Origin of the sequence: Clostridium sp. AM33-3, assembly GCF_003480315.1 — a bacterium.
In the GTDB taxonomy this organism is placed as follows: domain Bacteria; phylum Bacillota; class Clostridia; order Lachnospirales; family Lachnospiraceae; genus Brotaphodocola.
In genome coordinates, this window is the sequence record NZ_QUIV01000003.1 from 180,205 (window position 1) to 180,633 (window position 429).

A 429-nucleotide genomic window follows, 5' to 3' on the forward strand; every position below is an offset into this window, starting at 1 on the left:
TAACCCCGGAACGCACGCGCTCCGGTTTAGGCTCTTTCCATTTCGCTCGCCGCTACTTTGGAAATCGAGTTTTCTTTCTTTTCCTCGCCCTACTTAGATGTTTCAGTTCAGGCGGTTCCCGACGTATGGCTATGGATTCACCATACGACGACTGAGGTCTTCTCAGCCAGGTTTCCCCATTCAGATATCTCCGGATCAATGGATATTTGCTCCTCCCCGAAGCTTTTCGCAGCTTATCACGTCTTTCATCGGCTCTTAGTGCCAAGGCATCCACCCTGCGCTCTTTATAGCTTAACCAATTGATTTTCGCCTGCGGGTGCTGGCTACTCATCTACGATACATAGCGTTGTATCGCTGGTCTTAGGTTCGTTATTTAAAACGAGTTATTGTTTGGTTACATCTTTCGATGTAACACCTCGGATGTCTTGA

1 rRNA gene (only partly in view) is annotated in these 429 nt (G+C 47.8%); it reads right to left on the reverse strand.

The features are described from left to right. Window positions 1-297 (reverse strand): 23S ribosomal RNA (locus DW819_RS03205) (it extends 2,690 nt beyond the left edge of the window). Between the last annotated feature and the right edge of the window lie 132 nt (window positions 298-429).